Consider the following 23488-nt stretch of genomic DNA (forward strand, 5'->3'; position numbering starts at 1 on the left):
AACCTTATGAGCCATATGAACCTTATGCACCGCTTCGTCCGCGTGATGCCGGCCGGCGCTCTCGCCCTGACGGCGTCCGTCACCACCGACCCGTACATGGGGTCCGGCATTTCGCGCGAGCTCGCGACGCGACGCGCGCACGAGCTGAGCGACGTTCGCTACGCGATGAATCTGTCGCTCGTCGGCCGCGACACCGCGTCCGGCATTATCGCCATCCGCTTCGACGCCCGGACGGCATCGGACGTCATTCTCGACTTCCGGGGCCCGAGCCTGAGCAACGTTCAGGTGAACGGCGCCACGGCCGCGACGACGTTCAATGGCGCGCATCTGCGAATTCCGGCCGCGGCCATCCATGCCGGCATGAACGTCGTGACGGCCAACTTCAAGTCGATGATTGCGCCGGCCGGTGCGAGCATCATTCGCTTTCACGACGACAAGGACGGCAACGACTACCTCTACACGCTGCTGGTGCCGTCGGATGCGAACGCGCTGTTCCCGTGCTTCGACCAGCCGGATCTCAAGGCGAGACTCACACTCTCTCTGGTGATTCCGAAGAAGTGGAACGCGCTCGCGAATGGGATCACCAAGGCACCGGGCGACACGCTGTTCGTTTCGGACGGTGGGCAAGCTGTCGACGTCCGGGACTGGAAGGTCATGCGCTTCCGCGAGACCGATCCGCTGCCGACGTACCTGTTCGCGTTTGCCGCCGGCCCGTGGCACGAGTTCAAGGGCGGCCCGCGCAACACCTCACTGTGGGTGCGCGAGTCGCGCGCCAGGGAAGTCGAGGTCGATTCCCTGCAGGATCAGGTCGGCTCGGCGCTCAATTCGCTCGAGAAATACTTCGGCGTGAAGTATCCCTTCCAGCAGTTTCAGTACCTGCTCGCGCCCGCGTTTCCGTTCGGCGGCATGGAGCACCCGGGCGTCACGATGTTTAATGAGGATTCTTTTATTTTCCGCGAACCGCCGACGCTCAATCAGCGGTTGGGACGCCGAGCGACGATCTATCACGAAGTGGCGCACCACTGGTTCGGCGACGACATGACCATGCGATGGTTCGACGACCTTTGGCTCAAGGAAGGCTTCGCGACCTACATGGCGGCCAAGATGCAGGATATCGAGGGGCTGCCGAACCCGTGGATGTCGTTCTACCTCCGCAACAAGCCGGCGGCCTACGACGTCGACCAGACTGCCGGTACGACGCCGGTATGGCAGCAGCTCGCGAACCTCGACCAGGCCAAGAGCAATTATGGCGCGATCGTCTACAACAAGGCGCCCGGCATCCTCAAGCAGCTCAACTACCTCGTCGGCGATTCGGCCTTCCGCGCGGGACTTCACAGTTTTCTCATTGCCCACGCGTATGGCAACGCGACGTGGCGGGATCTCCTGGCGTCCATCGGGCAGGCGGCGCACCGCGATCTGACCGAATGGGGCCGCGACTACATCCTGAGGCCCGGAATGCCGGTGCTCGAGCAGAAGATCGACGTCGCCAATGGTCGCGTCACGCGACTGCTGCTGGTGCAGCATCCCGCCCAGGCATTGTCCGGTCGCGGCGCGTGGCCCATCCGCACGGAGGTCGAGCTGTGGACCGCGGGACAACAGCCGACCTTGATTCCCGTGGAAATTCGCGCCGAAACGACGGTGGTTGCCGCGGCGGCCGGTAAACCGGCGCCAAGTTTCGTGTTCGCGAACGCCAACGACAACGCGTACGGGCTCGTCATGCTCGACCGCGAAAGCACGGAGTGGCTGTCCGCGCACATCGGCGAGGTTCACGACACCTTCCTTCGCGCGATGCTGTGGGGCGCGCTGTGGGATCTCGTGCGTGATGCGCGGCTCGCGCCTGAGCAATTCATCGAGACAGCCATTCGCGAATTGCCTACGGAGCCAGACGAGCAAGTATCCGCCGGTATCGTCGGCCGCCTCACGCGCGCGACGTCGACCTATCTCTCTGCCGCGCAACTCCAATCCGTGGCGCCTCGCGTCGAGCAGTTGTTGCTCGCCGGCGCATCGGACGCACGCAAATCGTACGGCGTTCGGAAGAGCCAGCTCGACGCGTACATCTCGATCGCCCGTACACCTCAGGCGATCGCGCGCCTGAACGCGTGGCTCGACAGCGCATCCACCGCGGGGCTTCCGCTCCGCCAGCCGACGCGTTGGTCGATCGTCACGCATCTCGTCGAGCGCGGCGCGCCGAATACCGATGCGCTGCTCGCCAACGAGGCGCGGCACGACACCACCACGGGCCGCCTGCGCAGTGCGTTCGTTGCCGCCGCCGGACGGCCGACGTCCGCGACGAAAGCGGAATACTTCGACCGCTACTTCCGCGATACGACGCTGAACGAGGATTGGGCGACGGGGAGCCTTCGCGCGTTCAATGCGCCGGACCAGTCAGCGCTGAGTCTTCCCTATCTCGTCCCCGCGCTGGACAGCCTGCCCTGGATTCAGCGCAATCGCCGAATATTCTACCTCGGGTCGTGGCTCGGGGGATTCATCGGCGGCCAGCGCTCGCCCGAAGCATTGCGCGACATCGACACGTTTCTCACGTCGCATAAATCGCTGCCGCTCGATTTGCGGCAGAAGATTCTTCAAACGCGCGACGATCTCGAGCGCACCGTCCGCATTCGCGCGAGGTTCGCTTCGTCGGCCGGCGAAGCATCACGCGCCGTGAAGCGCGAGTAGTAATCGTCGCACGTGTCGAGCAGGTCCCCCGACACGTATCGCGATCCAAGGCGGCGCGCGCCCTGCAACCCAAGCTGGAACAGGTCGCGCGCCGTGCGAGCGAGCGAGGCATCCGCGAGACCAACCTGGCCCGCGGCGCGCAGCAGCACGCGACTTTCCGCGGCTAGCACCGCCGCTTCGCGCGAGGCACGGTCGTCGTATGCGATGCCCGACAGCAGCACGAGCGGCACCGCATACCACTCGACCGGTACGGCGTCGCACGAGCGCACTTCGAAGTGACCGCGCGGCCGGACTTCGGGGAACAACGTCGTGAGGTGCGTGTCCCAGCCAGACAGGTCGTTCGAGTGCTGCATCCACCACTCGAACGAACGCGACTCGCCGTGAATCGTCGTTCGCATCATGTCGTTGGCCGCGAGCGCAAACGCCGCGTATTCGTCGGCTGCGTCGCCACCGGCGCCGACCACACCGGTGCGCGTCGGATCCAACTGTCGCCAGCAGTGCGCGCGATAACTGCGATGCCCCGCTTCCTCGCCGAGATAATGCGACGAGTTGGCGAAGATCGCGATGAGGTACGGTGCCAGGTCGTTGAGCAGCCGCCATCGCGCCGAGGGAGTTGCTCCGCGGTCGAGCGACACCTGCATCGCCGCGGTTTGCCGCATCATGCGAATGCCGAACGGTCCAATGCGCTCGAAGTACGCCGTCATGCGCTCGTAGCGCGGCGCGTGCAACTGAAGCGGAATGTCGCGCGCGTCGTTGAACGGGTCGATACCGATCGACGTCAGTGTGATGCCACGCTCGAGCAAGTCCGCGCGCAGTGGACGCACGATGTCGTGCAACAATGCCACGAGCGCATTCACGGAGTCGCACGGCACGCTGCTGATCTCGATCTGGCCACCAGGCTCGAAGCTGACGAGTGCGCGTCCCGGGACGTCGAATTTCGTCATTCCGCCGACGGCGGCAATCTCTCGCCAGCCGTGGCGCTCGCCGTAAGCGCGCAGCGTTTCGATCAATCCGCCGCGCTCGGCCTCGAGCGCCACCGGCCGATTCGACTCGCTCCCCAGCGCCAGCAGTTCCACTTCCGCGCCGATGGCGCGCGTCTGGTCGCTCGCCGGCGTGAAGCACTGTGCATGAATGGCGTCACGCAACCGTCGATGTTGCTCCGGTGAGACGATCATCCCGCGGGCTCCAACAGCGACAACGCAAACCGATGTTGCGCATCGGTCAGCCAGGTCGCGATTCGCAGATCCGATGCCGCCGCGAGCGCCTCGACCGCGGCGCGATCGTACTTGTGACTGAGCTCCGTGCGAATGAACTCCCCGTCGGCCAGCACGAGACGCGGCAGTCCCGGAATCGACACGACTTGCTGTCCGCGCGACACCAGTCGCATCTCGATGCGATGCTCGCGCTCATCATAGAGCGCACGATGCTCGAAGGCTTCCGGGTTGAAATCCGCCCCCAACTCCGCGTTCAACACGCGGAGCATGTTGCGATTGAATTCCGCGGTCACACCGGCGGCATCGTTATACGCGGCATGCAACACGTCCGAATCCTTTCGGAGATCGGTGCCGAGCAGAAGGCGATCGCGCAGGCCCATCTGTCCGCGCACCCGGCGCAAGAGCGCGATCGCGTCACGCCCGGCGAAATTGCCAATCGTGCTACCCAAGAACGCAAACAACAGTGGACGCCGGATATCGCGAGGCAGCGCGATCGTGCTGCCGATGTCGGCAACGATCGGCAGCACCTCGAGCCCGGCGTACTCGCGCTCGAGCGCCTCGCGTGTCGCGTCGAGGAACTCGGCGCTCACGTCGATGGGCACGTATGCCGGTGCGTCGATCTCGGCAAGCATGGCGTTCAAGAGCAGACGTGTCTTCTCCGCGCTGCCGGCGCCAAGCTCGACGAGCGTGCACGGTGCGACCGAGCGCACGAGACTCGCCGCGTTCGCCTCGAGAATCTCGCGTTCGGCGCGCGTGAGATAATACTCCGGAAGCCGCGTGATCTCCTCGAACAACCGAGATCCGCGCTCGTCATAGAAATACTGCGGCGACAATTCCCGTGGAGTTCTCCACAGCGTCTCTCGCACGTCGTCGAGAATGGCCCGTCGCCGAATGGCCGCGCCGTCCTCGCATCGCGGAATCGTCGAACTAGTCATCGCGCGCGCACCGGAAGCCGCTGAAGATCTGCCGGCGAATGGGATAATCCCAATTGCGGAAGGTCGCGCGCGCGACAGCGGGACGCGTCGCCCACGATCCGCCGCGCAACACCTTGTACTCGCTGCCGAAGAACACTTCAGAGTATTCGGGATAGGGAAACGTGCGATATCCCGGATACGGCAGGAAATCGCTCGAGGTCCATTCCCACACGTCGCCGATCATTCCATAGCAGCCGAGCGGGGACCAGTTTTGACCGTAGCTCGCGATGGGCATGGTGCCGAACGACAGTTGATCGACGTTGGCGTGCGACGCCGTGACGGCTTTGGGCTCGTACACGCTGTTCGCGCGTGGGCTCCAGCGCGCCGCAACCTCCCACTCGAATTCCGTCGGCAACCGCTTGCCCGCGAAGCGGGCGAATGCCTCCGCCTCGTAGTACGAGACGTGACACACCGGCAGCTCGGGCCGCAGCGGCTCGACGCGATCCATCACGCGCACGCACCAATCAATGTGGCTCGTCGCTGCGGCGCTACGCACCTTCGCTCCGAGTTCCGCCGAGGCGGCCGCGGCGTGGCTCGTCGCTGCGGCGTTACGCACCTTCGCTCCGAGTTCCCCCGAGCCGGCCGGCGCGTGGCTCGTCGCTGCGGCGCTACGCCCCTGCGCTCCGAGTTCCCCCGAGCCGGCGTCTCCATCACGGATCCAGTACTTCGGCGCCTCGACACGCGCTTCCTGAAGCCACGCCCAGCCCGCATCTGACCAGAACTCTCGTGTCGTGTAGCCGCGCGCGCGGATGAATTCGCGATAGTCGTCGTTCGTCACCGGAAACACGTCGATCGAGAACGGCGCAACGTCGCGTTCGTGCGCGGGGCGCTCGTTGTCGTACGCGATCGTTCGGTCGTCGGTGCCGATGATCACGCGTCCGCCGCCGAAGCGCACACTGTCGCGTACGGGCCGCGACGACGGACGTCGCGGTTCGGTATAGCGTCGCGACGCAGCATAGGGCGCACCCTGCTTGAGCTGCAGCGTCTGCAAGATGGTCTCATTGTGCTGATACTCGTGCTGCAAGACCATGTTGTACACGTATCCATTCCGTAACAGCTCGTCGCCGTTCGCGAAGTCAGCCGATTCGAGGCGGCGCAGCACGCGTGCGCGAACGTCGTTGAGAAGCGTGCGGCATTCGTCGAGCGACGGAAGCTGCAACTCGCCCCGCACCTTTCGCGGATGCTCGAACGGGTTGTAGATGCCGGGCATCTCTCCGAACTCCACGGGCCCCTCGAGATTCCGCACCAGCCACAGCTCCTCGAAATGCGCGATGTGGCCCAAGTCCCAGATGATGGGACTCATCAAGGGATCGTGCTGGCGGTGCAGGTCCTCGTCGGTCAGCGGCTCGATCAGCTCGAAGGTTCGCGCGCGTGCCTCGTCGAGCCGCGCCGCGATGTCGTCGTGCGTCGCGATCATCAAGTTTCCGGTTGTGTCCAGCGTTCCACGATCGCGAGCCCGCCATCGACGGCGAGCGCCAGCAGCGCCGCGGGAATTGCTCCCGACAGGATCATGCGCGTGTCGGCCAGCGCGAGTCCAGCCACGATCGGTTCTCCCAGCCCGCCCGCACCGATGAAGGCTGCCAGCGTGGCGGTTCCGACGTCGATCACCGCCGCCGTACGAATACCGGCCATGATCACCGGCATCGCCAACGGAAACCGAACGTGGCGCAAGATCTGTGCGTCCGTCATTCCGAGCGCGCGCGCCGCGGCGACCGCGGCCGGATCCGCGTCCCGAACTCCCGTGAACGTATTCCTGACGATGGGATACAGCGAATAGAGAACCAACGCAACCAACGCCGGTACCACGCCAATCCCGAGGAGAGGAATCATGAAGGCGAGCAACGCGATCCCGGGCAGCGTCTGAAGTACACCAACCGCGCGAATCACGGATTCCGCGCGACCCGACATGCGCTCCAATACCAATCCCAGCGGCAGCGCCACGGCGACCGCGCAGAGCAGCGAGACCGCCACCAACACGATGTGTCGCGCGAGCAAGTGTCCGATCTCGCGCCAGTGCGCTCGCATGTACGCGCTCATACCATCGCGACCCGTCGACGCCGCAACGTCCGTCGCGCGCGTCGCGCCATCGAGTGAAAGCGACGCGAGCGCATCGCGCGCCACCGTCGCGACGGACGTACCATCGACTTCGACGCGCTTGTTGAGCGCGCGCATTTGCTCGTCATCCAAACGCCCGCTGAGCTCCGCGAGCGCGGCAATCGCGGCCGGATTGTCCTTCGCCAATCGAGGGCTCACCACGGCGGCAGCCTGGTACGGCGGAAAAAAATGTCGATCGTCCGCGAGCACGACGAGATCGTACCGCGCGATCAACCCATCGGTCGAATATCCGTCGATCACATCGACCTCGCCCGCGGCCAACGCTTGATACTTCACCGCCGGCAGCAACGCCCGCACATCACGGAAATGCAATGCGTACGCGCGCTGAAGTCCCGGCAGCCCGTCGGCGCGTCCTATGAAGTCCGGCGTCAGGCCCGCGCGCAAACGCGCCGACGCCGCGCCCAAATCGCTCAACGTGCGCAGATGCAGCGAATCCGCGGTGCGCCGCCTCACGGCGATCGCGTAGCTGTTCTCGAACCCCAGCGGCGGAAGCCACCGCACGTCGTACTTCACGCGAAACTCACGCGACACCCGCGCATATACGGCCTCGGCATCTCCCATCGGTTGTTCGCCGAGTATCGCAAGCAGGCCCGTACCCGTGTACTCGGGGTAGACGTCGATCGCGTTCGCGCGCAGCGCGCCGAACGCGATTTCCGTGGCGCCCAACCCGGGTCGCCGCACGACGCGCAGACCACGCGCCTCGAGAAGCTGAGCAAACATTTCCGCCAGGAGATACGACTCGCCGAACGGTTTGGATGCCACGACGACCGGCGGCGTCGCCCGACCTCCCTGGGTCGCCAGCTGAATGAATAGCGCCGCAATCGCGACGACGTTCACGAGATGTTCTCCGCCGGCTCAGCGGCCACTCGCGCGCGCTCCAGCAATCGTTTCACGTAGGCCGTCGCCGGATCGGCGACGAGCGCCTCGGGCGACGCGATCTGCTCGATCTTCCCTGCCCGCATCACGGCGACGTGCGTCGCGAGCAGCAACGCTTCGTGCAAATCATGCGTCACGAGAACCGTCGTCATCGCAAGGCGCTCGCGAATCCCCGCGAACGCATCCTGTAAGTCGGCGCGCGTGATCGCGTCGAGCGCGCCGAACGGCTCGTCGAGCAACAGCAGCGACGGTTCGCCGGCGAGCGCGCGCGCAATCGCAACGCGTTGCCGCTGGCCGCCCGACAATTTGCGCGGCCAGCGATCGGCGAACCGCGCAGGATCGAGCCCAACGAGCGTGAGCGCCGAGCGCGCGCGTTCCGCGGCATCGGGAGCGCCGTTCAGCCGCAGGACCAACTCCACATTCCGCTGTACTCGCCAGTGAGGAAGCAGTCCGCCGTCCTGCGGCACGTAACCAATACGCCGGCGCAGCTGCACGGGATCGACGGTCGAAACATCGACGCCATCTACACACACGACACCCGCGTCGGGATCGACCAACCGGTTGAACGTCCGCAGCAGCGTCGTCTTGCCCGATCCACTCTCGCCGATCAACGCGAGCGAAGCGCCCCGCGGCAGCGTGAGAGAAACCTCATCGAGCGCACTAACGTCACCGAAGCGCTTCGTGACACGCTCGGCGGACAATACAATCGATTGTGAATTGGTGCCGGCGGCGGAGACAGCCATCCGCGGAAGATCCATGCTCCCGCAAGGCCGCGGAAGATCGTCCGGCGATTTCTAGCGGAGCCTAGCGATGGCTAGCGCTCCGACGAACCGCTGTCGTCCCCATCGCGACGCGCCAGCCACATCGGTTGTGCGACGCAGTGGTCGAAGTCCTGACCATGACACGTCGACTTGGCCGACCGCTGGACTTCGCGACGCACGACGTCGGGATATCGCTTGCAGTCGCGCGTATTGCGGCCATGCACGCAGCCGTTGTAGCGCAGCAACGCCTTGCGCCACGCTTGATCCTGATTGTCCACGAGCTCGGTCGCCTTCTCGGCGACCCAGCCGAGAATGAAGACGCCGTATTTGAGATTCGTGGAGTCGGTGTGCACGTTCGACCCGAACTTGTGCTTGAGCCCGCTCCACGGCCGAGGCGAAACCTGCATCAAACCGATGGCGCCGACCTTCGAGCGCGCGCTGGACTTGAGCTCGTCGTTCTCGGTTAGCATGACGCCAAGCACCAACGCCGGCGGAACGCGGCGCGTGTACGCTTCGCGCACCGCGACGTCGGCCAGATGTTGCGCCCGCGCCTGATTCAGCTTGCCCGTGCGAAGCAGGTCCATTGCGAACAGCTCGCGATCGCGCAGAAACTGCGGCGTCTTGAGCGCCACCGCCGCCGAGGCGTGAATCCAGGGCGCGTGCAGCTCCGTCGAGTCCACATAGCTGTGCTCGATGATCGCCGACACGACCGGCTTTTCACTTACATAAACAGGCCGGCTGATGTTCACGGCAACAACGATCGCACCCAGAGAACCGAGCGCGACCGCCAGCTGCGACCAAAGAGAACGCCGAAATGAAATGACTGCCTCCGCGCGTCGGGCGAGTGGGCGTGGGAGTGCACGTGCGTGCGCGATGCCGGGAATGAGGCCACCGACACCAAACTTACCGAGCTCGGCGGACCAGAGTTCCAGGTCCGCGAGCCGAACTCAGCCAATTGGTTGACTGATAACGTCTTACGTTGTTCACAGGGTAAGGCGTGCAAGCCGTTCGCGCAACCCGATTTGCGATATTCTTGCAGATTGGCGCGGCATCCTTTTTGTCACACGCCGGGTATGTGACGCAGGTCCCAGTCACGCGCACGAAGCACACGCGCCTCATGTGCGGTTCTCTTGCGGTTCTCTCTAGCACCACCGACTCAATGGACAGCTCGGCCCGCACCGACTCGGAGTTCGATCCGCCGGCGCGTTCGCGACCACCACGCATCAAGAAGAAGCGCCGCATTCAGCCGCCGACGATGTACGCGATCGTGTTCATCGCGCTCGTCACGCTTGCGATTCTCGCGCAGTTCGCGGTGCACATGGCGCGCACGGACCCACGCGACACGCGCGCCATCGCCGAGCGCGAACTTCAGGTGAACACGCTGCTGCCCGGCGAGAAAGTCTTTCGCGAAGTGTCCGTGTTCAAACGGCCGGCGATCAGCTATTTCCGCGCGACACGCGGGCTGCTCGTTCTCACCAACAAGCGGCTCCTCTATCTCGGCCTCGAGCCGCGCGATCTTCTCGCGGCACCCGATCTGCCGCCCACATTCGAGGAGCGCGATTTCTCGCTCGACACGACGGTGCATGTCTCGTCGGGACGCACCTTCTTCGGATTGGCGAAAGCGGTCGTCATCAAGACGCCGACCGAAGAGCTGCGCCTTGGCGTGCCTTCAGGTGCGTGGCCGCGCGCCGACATTCTGATCATCGCGATGGACGCGCGCCACGACAAGGCGGTGGCGAATGCCGCGCAACAGCGCCAGTTCCTGGCGAAAGCCGAAGCGGAGCGCAAAGCCGCGGAAGTAGAACGCCGAAAGGCGAAGTACTACACCGTGCGCCGCGGCGACGCACTCGGCAGCATCGCGACGATCTGGAATACGACACCGGACAAACTACGCAATTGGAATCATCTGCCGGACAATCGCATTCGGGTCGGTGAAGTCCTGCTGGTCAAACCCGCGATCTGATTCAGTGGCTAGACGGCGTTCAGCGAACGTCCACTCTCGCGGCTCCGTCGAATACCACGCGCAACACGAACGCGCTCGATGTCGTGTACACGCGATCGATGCGAACGTCCGTCACGCCGCCGCTGAGTTGAACGCCGGGCGCGAGCTCGCGATCGAGCTGCGCGTCGAGCTGCGTCATGACGCGGTCGAGCTGATCGCCGATCGCCAGGTGGCCGTGTCCCGTGGCTTGGTCGAGCGCGCGACGAATACGCGGCGCGCCTAGTGTGGCTTTGATGCTCGAGAGTTTGCTCGAGCTTTCGAGCGTGAATCGCAGGTCGCCGATCAACACGGCGCGCGACGCGGCATCGTAGCCGACGCGACCGAGAAGATAGAGCGCGCCCGACACGCGTCCGGTGACGTCGACGCGGACGACGGCGGTATCGCCGACGCCCCAGACTTTGATCTCGCCGACGGTAATTCCCTTTCCCGCGACTTCGCCGGACAGCAGCGCCGTCGCGCGGCGACTGAGCTCATCGAACGGCAGCTCGATCTCGAGCGGGACGTGGATACCGTTGGATTTCGTTGCCAGCGTGAGCGAGGGCAGCGGCCGCATGTCCGCGGGAGGCGTCGAACCGACGACGACGCGCGGATGCGCCGTCAGCACGATCGACGTCGTGACGGCCGCGCCGTTGCCGGTCGGCGCACCAAGGCTGGCCGCATCGGGCGACATGCTGAACCAGATCGTGGATGCCGAATCGAGCGCGAACGGGTGCTGCAGCATGCGCCACATCGAGTCTGCCGCCGGCTTGAGATCCGCCACAGCAGGCACGATGGAGTCGAACTCCTGGCGCAGATGCGAGAGCTGGCCCTCGAGCATGTGCTTGATCGTGGGTGTGGCGTCGACGCGGAATGCGGTCACCTGACACGGATCGAGAATGTCGGGTGCGAGCACCGTCGCGCGCGACGCGAGTCGCCAATCGGTTCGCCAATACAGATTCGTGGCCAACCGCAACTCGGCGCGCTTCATGGGCTCGGGCTCGTACCCGCAGCTCGCGACGCCGATCCCGCCCGGCAAGCCGACGCGCGCGCGGAACCGCAATCGCGTGAACAGCGTGATCCGATCGTTGAACATCTTGAGATCGAGACTGTCGCGCCGATACACGTACTGATGGCAGACAAGACCACCCATCGCGCTGCACTGCGCGCGGTCGAGACTGTCGGTGACGGGAAAGACGGAGTCGATGCGCGCCTTGATGCCGCTCATCGCGATCGTGACGGGAACGGCAATCGTTGCCGGCTCGGCCGGCGGCGGCGTGACGGACACGCCTGCGGGCGTCGGCGACGGGACATCGAAATGCCGCGAGCAGGCCGCGGCGAATGAGAGCGCTATGACGACGCGCGCGCGACGCATCACGCGAGCGCTGATCAACGATCTCACCGCGCGGCGACCGATGCCGGCACTATCACGCCGCGACACTCGCCGAACCCGATGCGCGGCCTGCCCTCCGCTTCGCACCACCCGCGGAGGATGACTTCGTCTCCATCCTCGAGGAATGCGCGGCGTTCGCCCGTCGGCAGCTCGAGCGGCTCGGTTCCACGCCACGTGCGTTCGAGGAGACAGCCGCGCGACTCTTTCGTGGCGCCGGACACCGTGCCGCTCGCCAGCAAATCGCCTGGACGCAGATTGCAGCCGTTGCTCGCGTGATGTGTCAGCAGTTGCGCAATGGTCCAGTACATGTCGGTGAAGCTGCCGCGGCTGATCCGCATCGGCTCCATGGTGCGTTGGCGCATCTGCGCCGACGACAGCGAAACCTCGAGTGTGATCGCTAAACCACCTCGTTTAGTATCACTCTGCGAATAAAGATGCGGCAGCGGGACAGGATCCCCTGGCGCCCGCGCGAACGCCGGCGCGCGATACGGCTCCACGGCGTCCAGCGTCACCACCCACGGCGAGACCGAGGTCGCGAAACTCTTCGCGAGGAAGGGGCCCAGCGGCTGGTACTCCCACGTCTGCACGTCGCGCGCGGACCAGTCGTTCACGAGACAGAGCCCGAAGATGTGCGACGGCGCGTCATCCATCGCGATTGATGAACCCAACGTGTTGCCGGGCCCCACGAAGACGCCGACTTCCAGCTCGTAGTCCAGCCGCAGGCTCGGCCCATACGTCGGCGGTCCATCACCGTCGCGCGTCTGTCCGTTCGGGCGATGCACCGATGTTCCGCTGACGACGATCGACGAGGCGCGGCCGTGGTAGCCAATCGGCACCCACTTGTAATTCGGCAGCAACGGATTGTCGGGACGAAACATGCTGCCGACGTTCGTCGCGTGATGCATCGACGCGTAGAAGTCGCTGTAGTCGCCGATCGATGCCGGCAGCAGCATCTCGACGTCGTCCATGGGCACGAGCACGCGCGGCATCGGGGGCGCGCCGGCGCGCAGCAAATCGCTGATCGTTCGCCGGAGCGCTTGCACCGCGTCCCTGCCCTGTGCCATGAGCACATTCAAATTCGACGCATCGAGCAGCGACGCCGCGCGCAGGTCGAGAATCTGGTCGCCGATCGCGACACCGACGCGCGCGTCTTCGCCCGCGCGGCGAAAGACGCCGAACGGCAAGTTCTGAATTGGAAAGTCGGTCGCGGCGTCGTTCGCGGAATCCACCCACGAGCGAAGCGCCGGATCGTGCGTAGTGTCGAGCATGTCAGGGAAGAAAGCCGAGCAAACGAAGGTCGTCCACTGGCTCGCGGAAGGAGCACGAGCCGAACGAGGTCGCCACCCGTTGCCGCGCCGACGCAAGCGCACTCGCGTCGAGCTGGCGGCCGTGCCACGCGACGCTGTGCGGCGCGAACGTGAACGCGCTTGCATCACGTTCCGTCACAATGCGCTCGGCGTCCGCGTCCGATGTTCCCTGGGCCATGAACGCCGCCGCGAGAAAGACGTTCAGGTAGCCGTACATCGGTCCGTGCGGCGCATCGTCCGCATAGGTGAGTCGGAAATCGCCGCGAATGGGATGATGCAAACCAGCGGTCGCCTTGAACGGGACGCCGGCGTCGAGGCAACACCGAATGAAGCGAACGATGTCGCCCGGCGCGGGGAATGCTTCGGCGGTGACACCGCCGGTGCGAACCTTGGCGTGGATGCCTGCGCGCTTCACGGCGCGGACGAGCGCAGCCGGATCGGGCGACACCGGCAGCTCAGCGAAGACGACAAACTCGTCGTGCCCGAACGCCGCCGCGGCGACGATGTCTTCTTCACGCACTGCCTTGCACTCGAGCGTGTCGATCGCGGCGTTCGTCACGATTGCGTTGAATGCGCGAACGCGCTGCACATCGCCGGCGATGTCAGGGCCAGCCAACGCGGACACCGCCCACGGCGCGGGGCCGGCTGGATGCACGCCTTCGAGTGCGGCACCGAATTCATCGAGGCGCGCGACAGAGACGACGAACCGGCCGAGCATCCATGCGTCGGCCGACGTGCGGTACGCATCGTACTCGCGAACGGCGGCCGGCATGTCGAGCGCCGCGGGCGGAAACAGCCCGGCGTAATCCACCACGCCGTGCAGGAGCGCCCGCAGCGCCTCGCTCACGGCTCGAGCTTGCGCTTCGTATTGACGATGGTGCCGCGACAGGTCGCGGCGCCGCAGCGGCACCCGTAGAAACGGAGATCCGCCTCGGTGTACTTCGGATCATCCTCGTACATGTAGTCGTAGGTGATCTCGTCGCCCGCCGCGATGTCCTTCAACGCCTCGATCCAGATGCGCCCGCGAATCACGAACGTCTCCGCGTTCGGATCGCACGAGTGGTTGATGAAGCGCGCTTCATTGCCGTTGAACGCCGCGTCCACACACTGCTTCGTATTCACGATGAACAGAAACGTGTGGTGATCGCGCATTTTCTCATCGTCGTACCGGCGATCGGCTTCGGCGTTGCTGATCTTCTCGCCCGTGTACTCGATGATGCGCGTTCCCTTGGGGATAGCCTTGCGCGCGAACGCGCCGAGCCCGTGAATGGGCGAACCGCGCAGTTCCATCCACTCGTTGACGGGACCCGCTTTGCCTGCCGGCGACTTGCGTGCCGGCGGCGGCGTTGGCGCTGGCTTTCGAGTGGTGCGCTGCGTGGCGCGTTTGGCGGCGCGTTTGGTGGCGCGCTGCGTCGGACCTTTCTTTGCGGCGGTCTTCCTGCGTGTTTTCGTCGGCATGTCGTCCTGGTTTGTCATCCCGAGCGAGCGCTCTGCTCCGCTCAGGATGACAAACCTAGCCGATCAGAAATCGAACCGCATGCCCGCCGTAAGGCCGAAATTGTTCGCCGTGTTGCCCGTAATGCCGAGGCCGGTCGCGTCCTTGAAATTGAACTTGCCGATGTAGTCGCGGGCGAGAACGCGCAACGCCATTCCACGTCCCACGGTGAAGTCGGCGCCAACGCCGACGTTGCCGGCAAGGTTCGTCGCGCTCGCGTTGATGACCGACACGGCGTTGACGTCGTACTTCATCGCGCCGACACCTGCCTGCACGAACGGGGAGAGCGCGGTCCCGCCAGCCTTCGCGTTGCCGAGATCGTACTCGAGGTCCGCGTCATACAGGAGCACCGACGTCGTGCCCAGCTGCACGCCGCCGAGAATCGGCAAACCGACCTGCATGTTGGAATTCGTATAGCCGATGTTGCCGACGAGCGACAGCTGCGGCGACAACGACAAACCCGCCTGAGCGCCATACAGCATGCTTGGCTTGCTGCTCAAGCTCGTGCCGAGCGGGCCGCTGAGATAGTTGCCGAAGATCATCGCGCCGGCGTATGGCGTGACGTGAAGAACGGTGCCGGATTCCGGCGCCTGGGCGAGTGCGGGAGTCGCGAGTACCGACGACGCGATGAGAGCACGAATGAGGCTGCGCATGAGTCGAATGATTGAGATGTGAGCGTGTCTTCAACCGCCCACTCAGGCACGATGGAGACCACTGGGCGTGCCCGCTTTAACATCTTGCAATCACTCGGCTTAGCAGATTTGTGGCGTTCCGCCGAAACGGCTCGGCGTCATCTGCATGGGACGCGCATTCGTCCTCTTCCAGCTACCGCCGCAAAGTTACGGGTCGCTACAGGTATCCCATCGCCTGGAGCGCCTCGTAGCGGCGAAGCGGCGACGACGGAAAGTTGGTTCCACCGCCGTCGATGCGAAACGAGCGTCCGGGAAACTTCACCGCATGCGCCTTCGCGACGACCGCTTCCCACGCGGTGGGAATGGTGTAGCCGAACGCGTTCGCGACGAGCACGTCGTCGTAGTAGCCGGCGGTCAGCAGGAGATCGCCTTCTCGGTACGCGTCGTAGAGGTACAGATCTCGCGCGATCGTCTCGGGAAACTGAATCACCTTCCCCGACGCGCGATGATCCATGTACATCGAGCACGACGCGCCGAAGCCCGGCGCGAAGTTGGGACGGAACGTGCCGTCGACGAGTGACGCGAACGTATCGCCGAGCGGATCGCGATTCAGGTTCCACAGCAAGTTCGGATGCGCGTTGTACCCGAACCGCTCGCACTTCTCGAAGAACCAGACGCCATCGCGCGCGGCGATGAAGTTGGCGTCGCCGAATCCGGTGTAGCGCATCTCGCGGTACGCCGGAAACAAGCGGCCAACACTCTCGCGAACCGCGCGGCTGTCGACAGGAATGCCGAACACGAAATCGAACGCGCAGCCGATCAGATCGCCCAGGTCGCCCGCGAGCTTCTTCTTCGATTCGATCGACATGAACGCGAATTGGGGTTCGCCGTTGACGAACCACACCTCGACGTTCGTCTCGATCCCGTCCTTGAGCTCCTGCAGTACGAAGGACGAGTTGGTGCCCAGCGACTTGAGATGCTGCCGCAACTCGAGATTGGCCTCCTCCGCCGTCTCCGACTGCGGCAGCCACGTCTCGTAATTCTCGCCGCGATCGGGCTTGTACACGTACGCCGTGTTCGGGTGCTGCTCCAGGAAGGACACCGCCGCACACGACTCGTCGAACGCGAAGGAAGGCGGCGGCGTGATGCCGTACTTTTCGACGAAGCTCAGACAAGCGTCGCGGTCGTGCTCCATCGTGTCCGCATACTTGCCGCCGCCGAGCACCTTGAAGCCCTCGGACCGCAGCAGCTCGTTCTCCTCGACGCTGTGGTTCTCGTCCCACACCCAGTACGCGTTGCGGAAGCGGTGGCGGTCGTGAATCACCTCGCGCAGGGCGCGCTTCTCAACGAGCCCGTTGCCGACGAGATCGTACGCGCAGGCCGCGCGCCGGTCGGCGATGCCACGATAGGCAACCAACACGTCGTGACCCTCGTCGCGGAGGCGAAGGGCGAATCCTAGACCGGCGAAGTGACTGGTGGCGATGACGAAGCGCATGGCGCTTCTCTCGAATTCAAGCGGCGTGCCGGTACGAACTGTGCATTTTGCGGCACGCGAGTCGAACCCTTCTCACGAGAGCGGAATGAGCAAACTGCTGCGCGGCGTCGCCGCCGGGTACGGTGCGAAAAAACTGGGTGGCGGCTGCTTCAGCACCGTCCTGATTTTCATCCTGCTTTGGTGGCTGCTCGGCCACTTCGGAATCTTCAAGTAGATATCGACGCGCGCCGTGTCTTCGTCACTCGCCAGCCGAATCGCGCGAGCGACACCCGGCCCGCCGCGTCGACACGCACACCTTCGCGCTCGAGCAGCAGGCGCTGGGTAATTCCAGCGCCGCTGCGCGCGAGCTCGAGACTCAGTCGTCCCTGCGCGTTGATCACTCGGTGCCAGGGAAGCTTGCTCCCGGGCGGCAGCGCGTGCAGTGCGTACCCCACGAGCCGCGGCTGCCCCGGCATTCCGGCGATTCTGGCGACGCTCCCGTATGTCGTAACGCGGCCGCGCGGAATCTTCCGCACGGCCGCGTAAATCTTCTCGTACGACGTTCCGCCTCGCGGCACGCGGGCGCCCTGGTCGCTACTTCCTCGATCCGGCCGCGGACCCCACCGCGGCGCCTCGCTGCTCCTGCAGCAGCTCGACGAGCGAGCACCCGGCGCCGAGGATGTGCTTGCGCATGCGATCGAGCGCGGTGTCGACGTCGTTGGCGACGATCGCATTCGTGATGGCGCGGTGCTCCTCGTTCGCGCGTTCGCCGCCGTGCGCAAGCAGCACCTGCATGCGGAAGTAGCGATCGCTGTGCTGATGCAGTTTCTGCAGCAGGTTCATCGTGAAGACGCGGTTCGCCGGCGCGTACAACGCCGAATGGAAGTGCCAGTTGAGCGGCCCCCACCGCGTCGCCTCGCCGGCGCGCAACGCGTCCTCGAATTCATCGAGCACGTCGATCGCGCGGTCCAGTTGTTCCTTCGTCATGCGGGGAATGGCGCGACGCAGCAGATCGGACTCGATGTCCGCGCGCAACTCGAAGAGCTCGACGATCTCCTCGAGCGAGAGACTCGACACGACGGCGCCACGGTGCGGGCTGAACGTCACCAGCCCTTCGGCCTCGAGCTGGCGCAACGCTTCGCGCACGGGAATGCGGCTCACGCCCAGTTCGTCGGCGAGCGCATCCTGGCGCAGCGGCTCGCCTTCGGGGTAGTCGCCGCGCAGAATGCGTTCGCGAAGTGCGTCGACCGTCATGCTGGCGATGGTCTGCCGTTGAATCGGCACGGCGGTACCGCGTGTGGGCGCGACAGGGATTGCTGAATAGAGGGGGAGGCGGCTCGGTTCGGTGGCGGAACGTCTCGTCATCCAAGCTCCATGGGGACCGCGGGTACCGCGAGTGCGACGCGCAACGGTGCAACTTTATCGCAACGCGGCGGATACAGTATCCTCGCGTTCGCCATGCCGCAAGCAAGGCACCGCTTCGACCGGCAACGCATTACCATCTCCGCCCATGCCCTTCCGGACACGCGGTCCTTGAAGCATCCTCAAGGCTGCCCGCAAGTCCACGCCACGACCGTCCGAACGGCGTCCCCACCGCATATCTCACTCTCATCCGGCCGTCCCGGGACCCTATCTCATGGACTTCCTGACCCGCGTTCGCAATGCAGAACCGATCGCTCTTCTCATCGCCGCCATGGGAGCCGTCACCCTGTTTTATTTGGTGATCTTCATTCGCGCGATGGTTCGCGATCGAGAGTCCGGTCAGCCGGTCAGGTCATCGGCCCTCATGTGGCCGATCAGCTTCGTCGCCAACTTCTTCGACACACTCGGCGTCGGCTCGTATGCGACGACGACGACGATGGTGCGGTTCTTCAAGCTGATTCCGGACGAAAAGATTCCGGGCTCGCTGAACGTTGGCTACGTGTTGCCGACCGTGACCGAAGCCTTTCTGTTCATCTATGGATTCCGCGGCCTGATCACCGTCGAGCCGGTGCAGGTCGATCCCAGAACGCTGATCTCCCTCATCGTTGCCTCGATTCTTGGCGCATGGCTCGGCGCCGGCGTCGTTTCGTCCTGGCCGCGCCGAAAGATCCAGGTCGGTATGGGACTGTGCCTTCTCGCCGCCGCCATCATCATGGTCGTGCGCATGACCGTCTTCCATTCCCTGACCGTCGGAACCACGAGCCTCACGGGCACGCGATGGATTCTTGGGATGGGCGGCTTGTTCATCCTGGGCGCGCTGATGACACTGGGCATCGGCCTCTACGCGCCGTGCTTGATTCTCGTGACCGCGCTGGGCATGACGGAGAAGTCGGCGTTCCCGATCATGATGGGCGCGTGCGCGTTCCTCATGCCGGTGGCCGTCGCACGGTTCATTCGGGCGCGCGCGTACTATTCGCCGGCGATGATCGGCATGGCGATCGCCGGCATTCCGGCCGTGCTGCTCGCCGTGAAGTGGTTTACGAATCTGCCGATGGCGTACGTCAAAGTCCTGGTCATCGTCGTGGTGACGTACACCGCGATCAGCATGCTGCGCGCGGCGCGCAGAGAGAGAGACCTCGCCAGCGACGCGACCGCGGCGGAAGCGCAGCCGGCGCTGTGAGCAAAGTGCCCTTTCGTCATCCCGAGCGAGCGTCGGCGAGTCGAGGGACCCCCGTCCCGGCGGAGGAGTTCTCCGTAGTGAAGGGGATCCCTCGACTCGCTTCGTTCACTCGGGATGACAACTCCTCGCTGACGTTCGCACGCGATGACTGCGTAGTCAGTGTATCGCGCAGAACGTCTTGACCTGCTCCGACACATACGGCCGCAGCTTGGCGACGTAGTCGAGGAACTGCTTCGCTGCCTCGGGCGCCGCGGCACCGCCGCTCACCAGATTGATCTCGGCATCGGTCAGCGTGGAGTCGGCGAGCTTCGATAACTCGCAGCTCTTGGCCGGCGTCGCTTCGTTGGCCGCCGACTGGCTGATCGACAACGATGATGCTCCGAGCAGGAATTTTGCCTGCGCCGACGGGGCGATTTTCTCGGCGAACGCCAGGAACTTGATCGCGCGCTGATAGTCCTCTCGCTTCTGCGTTCCGGTCGCCGCCTTGTACAACGCGTTGCCGCGCGCGAGCGCGAATTGCGCGACGGTGCCGCGGTCTTCCCCGTTCTTCAACGCGAGGTCGATCGACGCGAGCGCGCTGTCAGGCTGGCCGGCGTCCATCTCGAGCTGCGCTAGCTGCAGGTAGCCATGCTGGAGCTTCGGATTGGCAGCCAGGGCGCGCCGCGTTTCCTCGAGCGCACCGGACGCGTTGCCGCTGCTCTTGAGATTCTGCGCGGCGAGCACGTGAAGCTCGGCGCTTTCGGGAAAACGCGCCAGTCCTCGCGGCAGTGCCGCGTCGTTTTCCGCGTGAACGAGCTGCAGATAGACGACGTACAACGGCGCATCCTTCGGGAATTTCGCGACGCCCATCGCGGCGATCGCCAGCGCGCGCGACGGTTGGCTGTCGGATCGATACGCTGTCGCGAGCCGTGAGTAGAAATCAGGATCGTTCTGGGCGCCCAGGTCCTTGTCGAGCAACCGCTCGCCGGCGGCGATGGCACCCTTCCAGTCGTTGTACGCGAGATGCACGAGCCACCGGAGCTTGAGCAGCGGCAGGTTTTCAGGGTGCTCGTTGGTCCCGCGGTCGATCAGCGGCGCGGCCACGCGCGCGTTGCCTTCGCGCGCGAGCGCGTTCACGACTTTCTCGATCAATGCTTCGTTCGACGAGTCCGTCGCGAGCAAACGGACCCACTCAGGCGCCGCCGCCTCTTGCTTGCCCTTGCTGTCGAGCGCCTGCGCGAGATCCTCGAGGGCGATGGGATTGGCCGGCGCCACTTTCAGAATCGCCTGCGAAACCGCGATGACGCTGTCGGCCGAGACGTCGAGCTTCGCCAGTGCATTCAACAGACAGATTCGAGCCGGGACCGCCGGCGCATATGCGGAGATTGCGGTCGCCGCCGCGGCGACGCCCTCTTTGGGCCGATTTTCACGATCGGCGTTCTCGCAAAGGCGCAGTGGCACGAGCTGCTTTCGTGCGGCGACGGCGTCGCGCGCGAGCGCCTCGGCCGCGTCGCTCACGGTTGGTCCGTCGGCGGCGAGCGGCTGCGTCAGTCGAAGATCGCGCACCAGCGTGAGCTCGGCATCGATGTGGACTTTGCCCGTGGCGCGCGTCACGGTGCCCGTGATGCGTTCATCCGCGCGGAACTTCCGCGCCATTTCCTTCAGCTCGCCTTCGCTGAGAACGGCGTTCTCCTCGAAGCCGGACAGGCGCAGCCACTCGTCGATGTCGCCGCCCGAGATGACCCGAAGCTCGCTGCGCGGAAACGCGCCGGCGATGCGGCTGCGCACGATGTCACTCGCTTTGCCGGCGATGCCGCGGTCGGAGCCGCGGAACGCCGGGACGATCAGGATCTGAGTGGTGAATTTCTGCTGCGCGCCGGCCTCGATGGGCCACAGGGCGGCAGCGAATATCAACGACAGGACGGTCGAGCGTAGCGGCATCGCAACGAAGCGGCTCGAGAGGGTGGGCGGGAGACGTCGTTCGATCGGCGGTGCTGTCGGACGTTCCTTCGGTAGACTATGATCGAGATTTGTATGTAAAGGTAACGCTCGACGCGGCAAAGCGTTGACGGGTCCGCCGCGAGCCAGGTTTTTTTGATGAACACTTTACAATTCCTACGCAAAAAAGGCCCGCCGGTCGGCGAGCCTTTTCACGGAGCGAACTCGAGCGTCGAACCGACCTCGACCGTCCCCTAACCGTACTACTGGACGACGACCTGGCCGTTCATCGCCGTGCCGTGGACGCCGCAGTGATACTTGAACGTGCCGGCGGTGGCGAACGTGCGGGTGAAGGTGCCGGCCGATTGCTCGGGCGAGCTGATGTTGCTGCCATCGTCGAAGACGACGCTATGTGTCACGCAGCTCGCGTAGCCACCGTACCCGGTATCGTCGCAAGCCGGCCAGGTCCACGTCACCGTGGTGCCCTTGGGCACATTCACCGTCCCGGGCGAGAAGGTCTGGCTGCTCGTCATGGTGACTTGGTTCGTGTTCGAGGTGGTCGGCGGTGGTCCGCCGGTGACCGGCGGAGTGGTGGTCGGGCCCGTGCTATCGCCGCTGCCGCCGGCGCCGCCGCAACCGGCAAGTACGGCGGCTGCCATCAGGGCAGCCGCGAAATTCCATCGTTTCATCGGGGTCCTCCAGAGCGAGAGCTGAACGTGGGAGTCGGCCTCGAAATCCGGAAGGACTTGAATTGGTTCCTGACCGATGCTGGAGGACGGTTTCCAGCATCACCGCGTCACGGCATCAGGGCATCAGGGCATCAGGGCATCAGGGCAGCAGTACCCGGGACCGAGCGCAGATTGAACAACGACTTGTAGTCGCTCGGTTGCGCTTGCTCGAGCAGCCCGCGGATGTCGCGCAGCTTCACCGCCGTGTGGTAGATCGTCCACGCCGTGCCGGCCAGCGCGGACGGCCATAAGTGGAGCGAATCGGTGCCGGCGTCGTAGCGCACCGTGCCGCGATACCACGTCGAGATCGCGCGTTGGCTCGCCAGCTTCATTGTCCTCCAGAAGATCGGCATCGCGTACGTGCGCCAGTGAATTCCGTCGGGGCTCGCGGCGAGCCAGAGATCGCTGTACCCGCAACTGGTGCCGTCTCGGAATGCGACGACGAGCGCCACGTAACCCGCATCGCCCGGCAGCGCCGAGACGTCCAGATGCCAGACGACGGAATTGGGGATTTTCAAGTCGACCGGCGTGGCCTCCGACCAGTTGGTTTGCTCGAAGCGCTGGCTGCTGTCCGGTTGCGCGGTACGCATCTGCACGCTGCTGCTCTGCGAGCTGCACCCATCCGCGCCGGAGCGCACGTACCAGAGCCGCGCGCCGCGATTCGCGTCGATGATCAGCGACGGCGACACCGCGTCGTGGTTGCGTTCCTTGAACGCAACGCGCGGGGCGGTCCACGTCCGCGCGTCGGCGGTCGACATGATCATGATCTTGTTGAAGCTGTCCGCGACGACGCGATAGACCTGAACCAGGCGTCCGGTCCCGGGGTCGAACGCGTGATCGGGATCCGAGTTGTACGCGCCCACGCCGGGAAACGGTACGATCGGATTCGTGATCGAGGGCGGCGTGCGCCACGACGTGTCCGTCGACGCGATCAGCACGCCCGGATTTTCATATGTTGAATTCGAATTCTTATACGGCGTGTACATCAGCCAGCACGCCGCGCCGTTCCAGGCGCGCGGCGGGCACGCGATGTCGGGATGCACGGCGTCCGACGCCGCCGAATACGAATCGGCCGGGAGCGAGACTTTGGCGAAGCGTTGCGACACGAGCTCCGCGACGCGGTCGGGGATCGGCCGGCCGTCGAGCCGGCCGATGGCGCCTGAAACCGAGTCAGCGTGGGGAGTGGGAAGCAGAGGAGAGCGCAATGGTTGCGTCACTGCCGTCGGCGTTTTCACGTCGGAGCAGGCGACCAGTGCGGCGGCGCACGTGAGTCGTAAGAGGGCTCTCATTCCCGTTTCCTGAACAGCAGGCTTGGAAAGGCATGTCGATCATCACGAGCGTGATCC

21 protein-coding genes are annotated in these 23488 nt (G+C 64.9%); 4 read left to right on the top strand and 17 right to left on the bottom strand.

Annotated features, from left to right (window positions below):
- The first annotated feature begins 24 nt into the window (after positions 1 to 24).
- Complete coding sequence (locus tag VN706_22025) at positions 25 to 2676, top strand: M1 family aminopeptidase (protein HXT18325.1); 2652 nt, start codon at positions 25 to 27, stop codon at positions 2674 to 2676.
- On the opposite strand, the gene VN706_22030 is transcribed toward VN706_22025, so the two are convergent.
- From VN706_22030 to VN706_22055, 6 genes are all read right to left on the bottom strand, one after another.
- Positions 2583 to 3851, bottom strand: coding sequence for a glutamate-cysteine ligase family protein (locus VN706_22030; protein HXT18326.1), 1269 nt, complete (start codon positions 3849 to 3851; stop codon positions 2583 to 2585). The genes VN706_22025 and VN706_22030 overlap by 94 nt on opposite strands.
- Positions 3848 to 4825, bottom strand: a complete 978-nt coding sequence (gene egtD / locus VN706_22035) for an L-histidine N(alpha)-methyltransferase (protein HXT18327.1) — start codon at positions 4823 to 4825, stop codon at positions 3848 to 3850. Before egtD ends, VN706_22030 begins: the two co-directional genes overlap by 4 nt.
- Positions 4818 to 6281 (bottom strand): ergothioneine biosynthesis protein EgtB, encoded by a 1464-nt coding sequence (locus VN706_22040; GenBank protein HXT18328.1) that lies wholly within the window; start codon positions 6279 to 6281, stop codon positions 4818 to 4820. Before VN706_22040 ends, egtD begins: the two co-directional genes overlap by 8 nt.
- The gene (locus VN706_22045) at positions 6281 to 7816 is read right to left on the bottom strand and encodes a glycine betaine ABC transporter substrate-binding protein (protein ID HXT18329.1); all 1536 of its coding nucleotides are present in this window, start codon (positions 7814 to 7816) and stop codon (positions 6281 to 6283) included. The genes VN706_22040 and VN706_22045 overlap by 1 nt, the downstream gene beginning before the upstream one ends.
- The gene (locus tag VN706_22050) at positions 7813 to 8598 is read right to left on the bottom strand and encodes an ATP-binding cassette domain-containing protein (protein ID HXT18330.1); all 786 of its coding nucleotides are present in this window, start codon (positions 8596 to 8598) and stop codon (positions 7813 to 7815) included. Before VN706_22050 ends, VN706_22045 begins: the two co-directional genes overlap by 4 nt.
- A 71-nt stretch (positions 8599 to 8669) precedes the next feature.
- Positions 8670 to 9323, bottom strand: coding sequence for a lytic transglycosylase domain-containing protein (locus VN706_22055; protein HXT18331.1), 654 nt, complete (start codon positions 9321 to 9323; stop codon positions 8670 to 8672).
- A 452-nt stretch (positions 9324 to 9775) separates the two neighbouring features.
- Between VN706_22055 and VN706_22060 the strand changes: the two genes are divergently transcribed.
- Positions 9776 to 10579 carry a LysM peptidoglycan-binding domain-containing protein gene (locus VN706_22060; protein ID HXT18332.1) on the top strand — a complete coding sequence of 268 codons (804 nt, stop codon included), beginning with the start codon at positions 9776 to 9778 and terminating at the stop codon, positions 10577 to 10579.
- Between the two features lie 19 nt (positions 10580 to 10598).
- Here the strand turns inward: VN706_22060 and VN706_22065 are convergent, their stop codons facing one another.
- The 6 genes from VN706_22065 to VN706_22090 all read right to left on the bottom strand — a co-directional run bounded on the left by VN706_22065 (position 10599) and on the right by VN706_22090 (position 16916).
- A complete protein-coding gene (locus VN706_22065; protein ID HXT18333.1) occupies positions 10599 to 11996 on the bottom strand; it encodes a DUF4403 family protein in 1398 nt (465 codons plus the stop codon).
- Entirely contained in the window at positions 11993 to 13255 is a 1263-nt protein-coding gene (gene fahA, locus VN706_22070) for a fumarylacetoacetase (protein ID HXT18334.1), read from the bottom strand. Before fahA ends, VN706_22065 begins: the two co-directional genes overlap by 4 nt.
- Position 13256: 1 nt before the next feature.
- A complete protein-coding gene (locus VN706_22075) occupies positions 13257 to 14141 on the bottom strand; it encodes a hypothetical protein (GenBank protein ID HXT18335.1) in 885 nt (294 codons plus the stop codon).
- The gene (locus tag VN706_22080; GenBank protein HXT18336.1) at positions 14138 to 14752 is read right to left on the bottom strand and encodes an SET domain-containing protein-lysine N-methyltransferase; all 615 of its coding nucleotides are present in this window, start codon (positions 14750 to 14752) and stop codon (positions 14138 to 14140) included. The genes VN706_22075 and VN706_22080 overlap by 4 nt, the downstream gene beginning before the upstream one ends.
- Positions 14753 to 14815: 63 nt before the next feature.
- Positions 14816 to 15442 (bottom strand): outer membrane beta-barrel protein, encoded by a 627-nt coding sequence (locus tag VN706_22085; GenBank protein HXT18337.1) that lies wholly within the window; start codon positions 15440 to 15442, stop codon positions 14816 to 14818.
- A gap of 196 nt (positions 15443 to 15638) precedes the next feature.
- The gene (locus VN706_22090) at positions 15639 to 16916 is read right to left on the bottom strand and encodes a hypothetical protein (GenBank protein ID HXT18338.1); all 1278 of its coding nucleotides are present in this window, start codon (positions 16914 to 16916) and stop codon (positions 15639 to 15641) included.
- 85 nt (positions 16917 to 17001) lie between these two features.
- Between VN706_22090 and VN706_22095 the strand changes: the two genes are divergently transcribed.
- Positions 17002 to 17130 (top strand): hypothetical protein, encoded by a 129-nt coding sequence (locus VN706_22095; GenBank protein ID HXT18339.1) that lies wholly within the window; start codon positions 17002 to 17004, stop codon positions 17128 to 17130.
- On the opposite strand, the gene VN706_22100 is transcribed toward VN706_22095, so the two are convergent.
- Together VN706_22100 and VN706_22105 are read right to left on the bottom strand one after the other, a co-directional pair.
- Positions 17123 to 17473 carry an MGMT family protein gene (locus VN706_22100; protein HXT18340.1) on the bottom strand — a complete coding sequence of 117 codons (351 nt, stop codon included), beginning with the start codon at positions 17471 to 17473 and terminating at the stop codon, positions 17123 to 17125. The genes VN706_22095 and VN706_22100 overlap by 8 nt on opposite strands.
- Positions 17474 to 17489: 16 nt before the next feature.
- Positions 17490 to 18260, bottom strand: a complete 771-nt coding sequence (locus tag VN706_22105; protein ID HXT18341.1) for a GntR family transcriptional regulator — start codon at positions 18258 to 18260, stop codon at positions 17490 to 17492.
- Between the two features lie 328 nt (positions 18261 to 18588).
- Between VN706_22105 and VN706_22110 the strand changes: the two genes are divergently transcribed.
- Positions 18589 to 19497, top strand: coding sequence for a sulfite exporter TauE/SafE family protein (locus tag VN706_22110; GenBank protein ID HXT18342.1), 909 nt, complete (start codon positions 18589 to 18591; stop codon positions 19495 to 19497).
- Positions 19498 to 19653: 156 nt separating this feature from the next.
- Here the strand turns inward: VN706_22110 and VN706_22115 are convergent, their stop codons facing one another.
- The 3 genes from VN706_22115 to VN706_22125 form a co-directional block, all read right to left on the bottom strand.
- Positions 19654 to 21417: a hypothetical protein gene (locus VN706_22115; GenBank protein ID HXT18343.1), complete on the bottom strand. Its 1764-nt coding sequence runs from the start codon at positions 21415 to 21417 to the stop codon at positions 19654 to 19656.
- A gap of 260 nt (positions 21418 to 21677) precedes the next feature.
- Positions 21678 to 22103, bottom strand: a complete 426-nt coding sequence (locus tag VN706_22120; GenBank protein HXT18344.1) for a plastocyanin/azurin family copper-binding protein — start codon at positions 22101 to 22103, stop codon at positions 21678 to 21680.
- 131 nt (positions 22104 to 22234) lie between these two features.
- On the bottom strand, positions 22235 to 23431 hold the full coding sequence (locus VN706_22125) for a hypothetical protein (protein HXT18345.1): 1197 nt from the start codon (positions 23429 to 23431) through the stop codon (positions 22235 to 22237).
- Between the last annotated feature and the right edge of the window lie 57 nt (positions 23432 to 23488).

This window comes from Gemmatimonadaceae bacterium (assembly GCA_035606695.1).
In the GTDB taxonomy this organism is placed as follows: domain Bacteria; phylum Gemmatimonadota; class Gemmatimonadetes; order Gemmatimonadales; family Gemmatimonadaceae; genus JAQBQB01.